The 8,984-nt window shown below is 72.9% G+C and carries 6 protein-coding genes; all 6 read left to right on the forward strand.

Features of this window, described 5'->3' with window-relative positions; translation table 11 throughout:
- The coding region (locus tag GRC12_RS38040) for a cobalamin biosynthesis protein (RefSeq protein ID WP_208784836.1) at positions 1 to 471 on the forward strand (471 nt) is incomplete at its 5' end.
- Positions 468 to 1,976 (forward strand): cobyric acid synthase, encoded by a 1,509-nt coding sequence (locus GRC12_RS38045; protein ID WP_208784837.1) that lies wholly within the window; start codon positions 468 to 470, stop codon positions 1,974 to 1,976. The genes GRC12_RS38040 and GRC12_RS38045, both read left to right, overlap by 4 nt.
- Positions 1,973 to 5,626, forward strand: coding sequence for a cobaltochelatase subunit CobN (gene cobN / locus GRC12_RS38050; protein WP_208784838.1), 3,654 nt, complete (start codon positions 1,973 to 1,975; stop codon positions 5,624 to 5,626). Before GRC12_RS38045 ends, cobN begins: the two co-directional genes overlap by 4 nt.
- Complete coding sequence (locus GRC12_RS38055; protein ID WP_208784839.1) at positions 5,623 to 7,608, forward strand: putative cobaltochelatase; 1,986 nt, start codon at positions 5,623 to 5,625, stop codon at positions 7,606 to 7,608. Before cobN ends, GRC12_RS38055 begins: the two co-directional genes overlap by 4 nt.
- On the forward strand, positions 7,608 to 8,207 hold the full coding sequence (gene cobO / locus GRC12_RS38060; protein WP_208784840.1) for a cob(I)yrinic acid a,c-diamide adenosyltransferase: 600 nt from the start codon (positions 7,608 to 7,610) through the stop codon (positions 8,205 to 8,207). Before GRC12_RS38055 ends, cobO begins: the two co-directional genes overlap by 1 nt.
- The coding region (locus GRC12_RS38065; RefSeq protein ID WP_439959932.1) for a cobyrinate a,c-diamide synthase at positions 8,204 to 8,984 on the forward strand (781 nt) is incomplete at its 3' end. The genes cobO and GRC12_RS38065, both read left to right, overlap by 4 nt.

Consider the following 8,984-nt stretch of genomic DNA (forward strand, 5'->3'; position numbering starts at 1 on the left):
GTGTGGGGGGCCGTCGGCGGGGTGCCGGGGCTGCTCGGGTTCCGGGCCGTCAACACGCTGGACGCCATGGTCGGTCACAGGTCGGCGCGGTACCGGCGCTACGGGTGGGCCTCCGCGCGGCTGGACGACGTGGCCGGCTGGCCGGGGGCCCGGCTGACCGCGGCGCTGGCGACGGTCGCGGGCGGCGACCCGCGCGGCGCGGCACGGGCTTGGCGTGCGGACGCGGGCAGGCATCCGAGCCCCAACGCCGGTCCTGTGGAGGCCTCGTTCGCGGGAGCGCTCGGGGTGCGCCTGGGCGGGACCCTCTCCTACGGCGGACGGGTCGAGCACCGGCCCGTGCTCAACGCGCGGGGCCGCGCCGTCGCCGTACCGGACATCGAGCGGGCGGTACGGCTCTCCCGGCGCGTCGGTCTGCTCGCGCTCGGCGTCAGTGCCGGCGCGCGCCTGTTGGTGAAGGGACGTACGTCATGAGCGGGGGTCTCCTCGTCGCCGGCACCACCTCCGACGCCGGCAAGAGTGTCGTCACCGCCGGGATCTGCCGGTGGCTGGTGCGCCAAGGGGTCAAGGTGGCTCCCTTCAAGGCGCAGAACATGTCGCTCAACTCCTTCGTGACGCGCGAGGGCGCCGAGATCGGGCGGGCGCAGGCCATGCAGGCGCAGGCGTGCCGGATCGAGCCGACGGCGCTGATGAACCCCGTGCTGCTGAAGCCCGGGGGCGAACAGAGCAGCCAGGTCGTGCTCATGGGCAGGCCCGTGGGCGAGCTGAGCGCGCGGGGGTACCACGGCGGGCGGCAGCAGCAGCTGCTCGGGACCGTGCTGGAGTGTCTCGCCGAGTTGCGGGGCACGTACGACGCGGTGATCTGTGAGGGGGCGGGCAGTCCCGCGGAGATCAATCTGCGCCGGACCGACATCGTGAACATGGGGATCGCCCGCAACGCCGGGCTTCCCGTCCTCGTGGTCGGTGACATCGACCGCGGGGGTGTGTTCGCCTCGTTCTTCGGGACGGTGGCGCTGCTGTCGGAGGAGGACCAGCGGCTCGTCGCCGGGTTCCTGGTGAACAAGTTCCGGGGTGACGTGTCGCTGCTCGAACCGGGCCTCGACATGCTGCACGGGCTCACCGGGCGGCGCACCTACGGTGTTCTGCCCTTCCGGCACGGGCTGGGCATCGACGAGGAGGACGGGCTGCGGGTCTCCCTGCGCGGGACCGTACGGGAGTCGAACGTCGCCCCTCCGGTGGGTGAGGACGTGCTGCGGGTCGCCGTCTGCGCGATCCCGCTCATGTCGAACTTCACCGACGTGGACGCCCTGGCCGCCGAACCCGGGGTCGTGGTGCGGTTCGTGGACCGGCCGGAGGAGCTGGCCGACGCCGATCTCGTCGTGATCCCGGGGACGCGGGGCACGGTCCGGGCCCTTCAGTGGCTGCGGGAGCGCGGCCTCGCGGAGGCGCTGCGGCGCAGGGTCGCCGAGCAGCGGCCCGTCCTCGGCGTCTGCGGCGGCTTCCAGATCCTGGGCGAGCGCATCGAGGACGAGGTCGAGTCGCGGGCCGGCACGGTGGACGGGCTCGGTGTGCTGCCCGTACGCGTCCGGTTCGCCCGGGAGAAGACGCTCGCCCGGCCCGTGGGAGAGGCCCTCGGCGAGCGGGTCGAGGGGTACGAGATCCATCACGGCGTCGCCGAAGTGACCGGCGGGGAAACCTTCTTGGACGGCTGCCGGGTCGGCCAGACCTGGGGCACCCACTGGCACGGTTCGCTGGAGTCGGACGGTTTCCGGCGGGCCTTTCTGCGCGAGGTGGCGGCCGCCGCGGGCCGCCGTTTCGTGCCGGCCGGGGACACGTCGTTCGCCGCGCTGCGCGAGGAGCAGCTCGACCGGCTCGGCGACCTGATCGAACAGCACGCGGACACGGACGCGCTGTGGCGGCTCATCGAGTCGGGCGCGCCACAAGGACTGCCTTTCATTCCACCGGGAGCGCCCGCATGAGCACAGTGTTGTTGTTGTCGACCGCCGACACGGACCTGCTGGCGGCCCGGGCCGCCTCCGGTGCCGACTACCGGATCGGCAACCCGACGCGCGTCGACGTCGCCGAGGAGCTGCCCGCTCTGCTCGACGGCGCCGACATCGCCGTCGTACGGCTGCTCGGCGGGAAACGGGCGTGGGAGGACGGGCTGGCCGCGCTGAAGGCGTCCGGCGTTCCGACCGTGCTGCTCGGCGGGGAGGCCGTGCCGGACGCGGAGTTGATGGCGGAGTCGTCCGTGCCGGCGGGTGTGGTGGCCGAGGCGCTGAAGTACCTCGTCGAGGGCGGGCCCGACAACCTCACCGAACTCGCCCGGTTCCTCTCGGACACCGTGCTGCTGACCGGCGAGGGGTTCGTCGAGCCGCGCAAGATGCCGGAGTACGGCGTCCACGGCTCGTACGACAGGGTCGGCGGCCGTCCGACCGTGGGCGTGCTCTTCTACCGGGCCCATGAACTGAGCGGCAACACCGCCTCCGTGGACACCCTGTGCCAGGCGATCGAGGCGCGGGGCGCCAACGCCCTTCCCGTGTACTGCGGTTCGCTGCGCGGCGCGGACACGGGGCTGTACGAGATCCTCGCCGGGGCGGACTCCCTGGTCGCCACCGTGCTGGCCGCCGGCGGCACGCACGCCTCCGAGGCCTCGGCGGGCGGCGACGAGGAGGCGTGGGACATCGGGGCGCTCGCGGACCTCGACGTGCCCGTGCTGCAAGGGCTCTGCCTCACGTCCTCGCGGGAGACCTGGGACGCCTCGGACGCCGCGCTCTCCCCCATGGACGCGGCCATGCAGGTCGCGATCCCGGAGTTCGACGGCCGTCTGATCACCGTGCCGTTCTCCTTCAAGGAGCAGGGCCCCGACGACGTCCCGGTGTACGTCGCCGACCCCGAGCGGGCCGCGCGCGTGGCCGGGATCGCCGTGCGGCACGCGCAGTTGAAGCACAAGGCGAACGCCGAGAAGAAGCTGGCGCTCGTGTTCACCGCCTACCCGACGAAGCACTCGCGCGTCGGCAACGCGGTGGGTCTCGACACGCCCGCCTCGGCCGTGCGGGTGCTGGACGCGCTGCGGGACGCCGGGTACGCGCTCACGGAATACCCCGACAACGGGGACGAGTTGATCCACCGGCTCATCGAGGCCGGCGGTCACGACGTGGAGTGGCTGACCGAGGAGCAGCTGGCCGCCGCGCCCGCACGGGTGCCGCTCGCCGACTACCGGGCGTGGTTCGACAAGCTCGATCCGCGGCTGCGGGAGGGGATGCTCGAGGCGTGGGGAGAGCCGCCGGGCTCGCTCTACGTCGACGAGGACGACATCGTGCTCGCGTCCCTGCAATTCGGGAACGTCGTCGTGATGATCCAGCCCCCGCGCGGCTTCGGGGAGAACCCGATCGCGATCTACCACGACCCCGACATGCCGCCCTCGCACCACTACATGGCGGCCTACCGGTGGTTGGAAAACAGCTTCGGCGCCGACGCGATCGTGCACATGGGCAAGCACGGCACGATGGAGTGGCTGCCGGGCAAGGGCCTCGGGCTCAGCGGCGGTTGCGCCCCGGACGCCGTGCTCGGTGAACTCCCGCTGGTCTACCCGTTCATCGTCAACGACCCCGGCGAGGGCACCCAGGCCAAGCGGCGCGGCCACGCCACGGTCGTCGACCATCTGGTGCCGCCGATGGCCCGCGCCGACACCTACGGCGACCTGGCCAAGCTGGAGCAACTGCTCGACGAGTACGCGCTCGTCTCCGACCTGGACCCGACCAAGGCACCGGCGGTGCGCGCGCAGATCTGGACGCTGGTCAAGGCGGCCGAACTCCACCACGACCTGCACGTCGACGAGCAGCCGGACGACGAGGCGTTCGACGAGTTCGTCATGCACATCGACGGCTATCTGTGCGAGATCAAGGACGTGCAGATCAGGGACGGTCTGCACATCCTGGGCGGCGGTCCGGTCGGCGAGCCGCGCGTGAACCTCGTCCTCGCCGTGCTGCGCGCCTCGCAGGTGTGGGGCGGACAGGCGAACGCGCTGCCCGGACTGCGGGCGTCGCTGGCGGCTCATTTCGGGCTGGTGGAGAAGGAGTTGCTGGCCGAGCCCGGGGCGCCGGTGAAGGTGCCGGTGGAGCTGACGGATCTGGTCGAGGGACCCTCCCGCACGGCCGCCGACGCCGTGGACCTGCTGGAGCAGCTGTGCCGGCGGGTCGCGGAGGGCATGGAGGCGCGGGGCTGGGACGCGGGCGTCGTCCCCGCACTCGTCCGTGACGTCCTCGGCAGCGAACTCCCCGATGCGGTCGCGGTGTTGGAGTTCGCCTGCACCGAGGTGGTGCCGCGGCTCGCGAGGACCACCGACGAGATCGGGCACATCCTCAAGGCGCTGGACGGCGGTTACGTCCCCGCCGGCCCGTCCGGCTCCCCCACCCGCGGTCTGGTCAACGTCCTGCCGACCGGCCGCAACTTCTACTCGGTCGATCCCAAGGCGATCCCGTCCAGGCTGAGTTGGGAGGTCGGCCAGTCGCTCGCCGACTCCCTCGTGCAGCGGTATCTGCAGGACACAGGCGAGTACCCGAAGTCGGTGGGCCTCACGGTGTGGGGCACCTCGGCCATGCGGACCCAGGGCGACGACATCGCGGAGATCCTGGCGCTGCTGGGCTGCCGGCCGGTGTGGGACGACGCCTCGCGCCGGGTGACGGGGTTCGAGGTGATCCCCCTGGCGGAGCTGGGGCGGCCCCGCATCGACGTCACGGTCCGCATCTCCGGCTTCTTCCGTGACGCGTTCCCGCACGTGGTCGGGCTGATCGACGACGCGGTCCGCAGGGTGGCGGAGCTGGACGAGCCCGCCGACGGGAACTTCGTGAAGGCTCACGCCGACGCAGACACCGCCGAGCACGGTGACCGCCGCCGGGCCACCGCCCGCATCTTCGGCTCCAAGCCGGGCGCGTACGGTGCCGGGCTGCTGCCGCTGATCGACGCCCGCAACTGGCGCTCGGACGCCGACCTCGCCGAGGTGTACGCGGTGTGGGGCGGATACGCCTACGGCCGCGGACTCGACGGGCGGGCCGCGCGCGGGGACATGGAGACGGCGTTCAGGCGGATCGCCGTCGCCGCCAAGAACGTCGACACCCGCGAGCACGATCTCGTCGACGCCGACGACTACTTCCAGTACCACGGCGGCATGGTCGCCATGGTCCGCCACCTCACCGGCACCTCACCCGAGGCATACGTCGGCGACTCCGCCACGCCCGACCAGGTGAAGACCCGCACGCTCGGCGAGGAGACCCACCGCGTCTTCCGCGCCCGTGTGGTCAATCCCCGCTGGATGGCGGCCATGCGGCGCCACGGCTACAAGGGCGCCTTCGAGATGGCGGCGACCGTGGACTACCTCTTCGGCTACGACGCCACGGCCGGCGTCGTCGACGACTGGATGTACGAGAAACTCAGCGCCGAGTACGTCTTCGCCCCGGAGAACCGGGAGTTCATGAAGAAGTCCAACCCGTGGGCGCTGCGCGGCATCACCGAGCGGCTCCTCGAAGCCGCCGAACGCGGGCTGTGGGCCGAGCCGGACGCGGAGACGCTGGAGCGGCTGCGCGCCACGTACCTGGAACTCGAAGGCGACCTGGAGGGCGACCAGTGACCACCCCCTTCCCCTTTACCGCGGTCGTCGGCCAGGACGACCTGCGCCTCGCACTGCTGCTGAACGCCGTCTCCCCGGCGGTCGGCGGGGTGCTGGTGCGCGGCGAGAAGGGCACCGCCAAGTCCACGGCGGTCAGGGCCCTTTCGGCGCTCATGCCGCAGCTGAACGTGGTCGCGGGCTGCCGTTTCTCCTGCGACCCCGACTCCCCCGACCCGGCCTGTCCCGACGGCCCGCACGAGCCGGGGGCGTTCGAGACCCGCCCGGCACGGATGGTCGAGCTGCCGGTGGGCGCCTCGGAGGACCGGCTGGTGGGCGCCCTGGACATCGAGCGGGCGCTGGCGGAGGGCGTGAAGGCCTTCGAGCCGGGCCTGCTCGCCGACGCCCACCGCGGGATCCTGTACGTCGACGAGGTCAACCTCCTCCACGACCACTTGGTCGACCTCCTGCTCGACGCGGCCGCGATGGGCGCCTCCTACGTCGAGCGCGAGGGCGTGTCGGTGCGCCACGCGGCACGGTTCCTGCTCGTCGGCACCATGAACCCCGAAGAGGGCGAGCTGCGGCCGCAGTTGCTCGACCGGTTCGGCCTGACGGTGGAGGTGGCCGCCTCGCGCGAGCCCGACCAGCGGGTGGAGGTCGTACGGCGCAGGCTGGCCTACGACGACGATCCGGCCGGTTTCGCGGCCCGTTGGGCGGACGAGGAGACGGCCGTACGGCAACGGATCGTCGCCGCCCGGGAGTTGTTGCCGTCGGTGCGGCTGGGCGACGGGGCGCTGCGGCAGATCGCGGCGACCTGTGCCGCCTTCGAGGTGGACGGCATGCGGGCCGACATCGTGATGGCCCGCACCGCGACCGCGCTGGCCGCCTGGGCCGGACGGACCGACGTGCTCGCCGAGGACGTACGGCAGGCGGCCCTGCTCGCGCTGCCGCACCGGCGCCGCCGCAACCCCTTCGACGCGCCCGGCCTCGACGAGGACAAGCTCGACGAGACACTGGAGCAGTACGCCGAGGACGACGACCCGGAGCCGGACGGCGACGGACCCGGCGGGGGCGGCGGGCAGCCGACGCCGGACGAGGGTCCGCGGGGCGGCGGGGACACGGGCGCGCGGCCCGAGGCCGGGGAGGACGGCGCACCGCAGGCCTCCGGCGCCGGTGAGCAGTCCGCCGTACGGGCCGCCGAGCCCTTCCGGACCAAGGTGCTGAGCGTGCCCGGCATCGGTGAGGGCGCGGCGGGCCGGCGTTCGCGGGCGCGGACCGAGCACGGGCGGACGACCGGGGCCAGGCGGCCCCGGGGGGCGCTCACCAAGCTGCACCTGGCGGCGACCGTGCAGGCCGCGGCGCCGCATCAGCGGGCGCGGGGACGGTCGGGGCCTGGGCTGGTCGTGCGGCGGGACGATCTGCGGCAGGCGACGCGGGAGGGGCGCGAGGGCAACCTCGTGCTGTTCGTGGTCGACGCCTCCGGGTCGATGGCGGCGCGGCAGCGGATGAGCGCCGTGAAGGGCGCCGTCCTGTCGCTGCTGCTGGACGCCTATCAACGGCGGGACAAGGTGGGGCTGGTGACCTTCCGGGGGGCGGCGGCCGAGGTGGCGTTGCCGCCGACGTCGTCCGTGGACGCGGCAGCGGCCCGGCTGGAGTCGCTGCCGACGGGTGGGCGGACGCCGCTCGCCGCCGGACTGCTCAAGGCGCATGACGTGCTGCGGGTGGAGCGGCTGCGGGATCCCGCGCGGCGGCCGCTCGTGGTCGTGGTGACGGACGGACGGGCCACCGGCGGTCCCGAACCCGTGGCCCTCGCCGGACGTGCGGCCCGGTTGTTCGCGGCGGAGTCGGTCGCCTCGGTGGTCGTCGACTGCGAGTCGGGGCCCGTGCGGCTGGGGCTGGCGGGGCAGCTCGCCGGCGAGCTGGGCGGTACGGCGGTGACGCTCGACGAGTTGCGGGCGGACTCCATCGCCGGGCTGGTGAAGGACGTACAGAGGAGGGCCGCGTAATGCCGCAGGGGCAGCCGAGTGTCGTACCGGACGACGGACTGACGACCCGTCAGCGCCGTAACCGTCCCCTGGTGGTCGTGCACACCGGGATCGGGAAGGGCAAGTCCACCGCCGCGTTCGGGCTCGCGCTGCGGGCCTGGAACCAGGGGTGGCCGATCGGGGTGTTCCAGTTCGTCAAGTCCGCCAAGTGGAAGGTCGGCGAGGAGAACGCGCTGCGGGTGCTGGGCGCCTCCGGCGAGGGCGGGAGCGTCGACTGGCACAAGATGGGCGAGGGCTGGTCGTGGGTGCAGCGCGACGAGCAGCTGGACAACGAGGAGAAGGCCCGGGAGGGCTGGGAGCAGGTCAAGCGGGACCTGGCCGCCGAGACCTACAAGCTGTACGTGCTCGACGAGTTCGCCTACCCGATGCACTGGGGGTGGGTGGACACGGACGAGGTCGTCTCCGTGCTGCGTGACCGGCCCGGGACCCAGCATGTCGTGATCACCGGACGCAACGCGCCCGAGAAGCTGGTCGACTTCGCGGACCTCGTGACCGACATGTCCAAGGTGAAGCATCCGATGGACGTCGGGCAGAAGGGGCAGAGGGGCATCGAGTGGTGACCTCGTCCGTCCCACGGCTGGTCGTCGCCGCGCCGTCCTCCGGCAGCGGCAAGACCACCGTCGCCACGGGGCTGATGGCCGCGTTCACCGCGCGGGGGCTTGCCGTGTCCCCGCACAAGGTCGGACCGGACTACATCGACCCCGGGTACCACGCGCTCGCCACCGGGCGCGTGGGGCGGAACCTCGACGCGTACCTGTGCGGGCCGGAGTTGATCGGCCCGCTGTTCGCGCACGGCGCGCACGGGTGCGAACTCGCCGTCGTCGAGGGTGTGATGGGGATGTACGACGGGGCCGCCGGGGAGGGCGAACTGGGGTCCACGGCCCAGGTCGCCAAGCTGCTGAGGGCGCCCGTGGTACTGGTCGTGGACGCGTCCTCGCAGTCGCGGTCGGTGGCGGCCCTGGTGCACGGGTTCGCCTCGTGGGACCCGCAGGTGCGGGTCGGGGGCGTGATCCTGAACAAGGTGGCGTCCGACCGGCACGAAGCGCTGCTGCGGGAGGCGTTGGAGTCCGTCGGCGTGCCGGTGCTGGGGGTGTTGCGGCGGGCTCCGCAGGTGGACACGCCGTCCCGGCATCTGGGGCTGGTGCCGGTCGCCGAGCGGGGGGCTGCCGCGGTGGAGGCGGTGGAGGCGATGCGGGAGCAGGTCGAGCGAGGGTGCGAGCTGGAGGCACTGTTTACGCTGGCGCGCAGCGCGGGCGCGTTGTCGTGTGCGGCGTGGGATCCGGGTGAGGCCTTGGTTTCCTCGCCCCCGCCGCCCCTACCCGTCCCGTCTCCAGGGG

The sequence above is a fragment of the Streptomyces griseorubiginosus genome (assembly GCF_017614965.1).
In the GTDB taxonomy this organism is placed as follows: Bacteria; Actinomycetota; Actinomycetes; order Streptomycetales; family Streptomycetaceae; genus Streptomyces; species Streptomyces griseorubiginosus_B.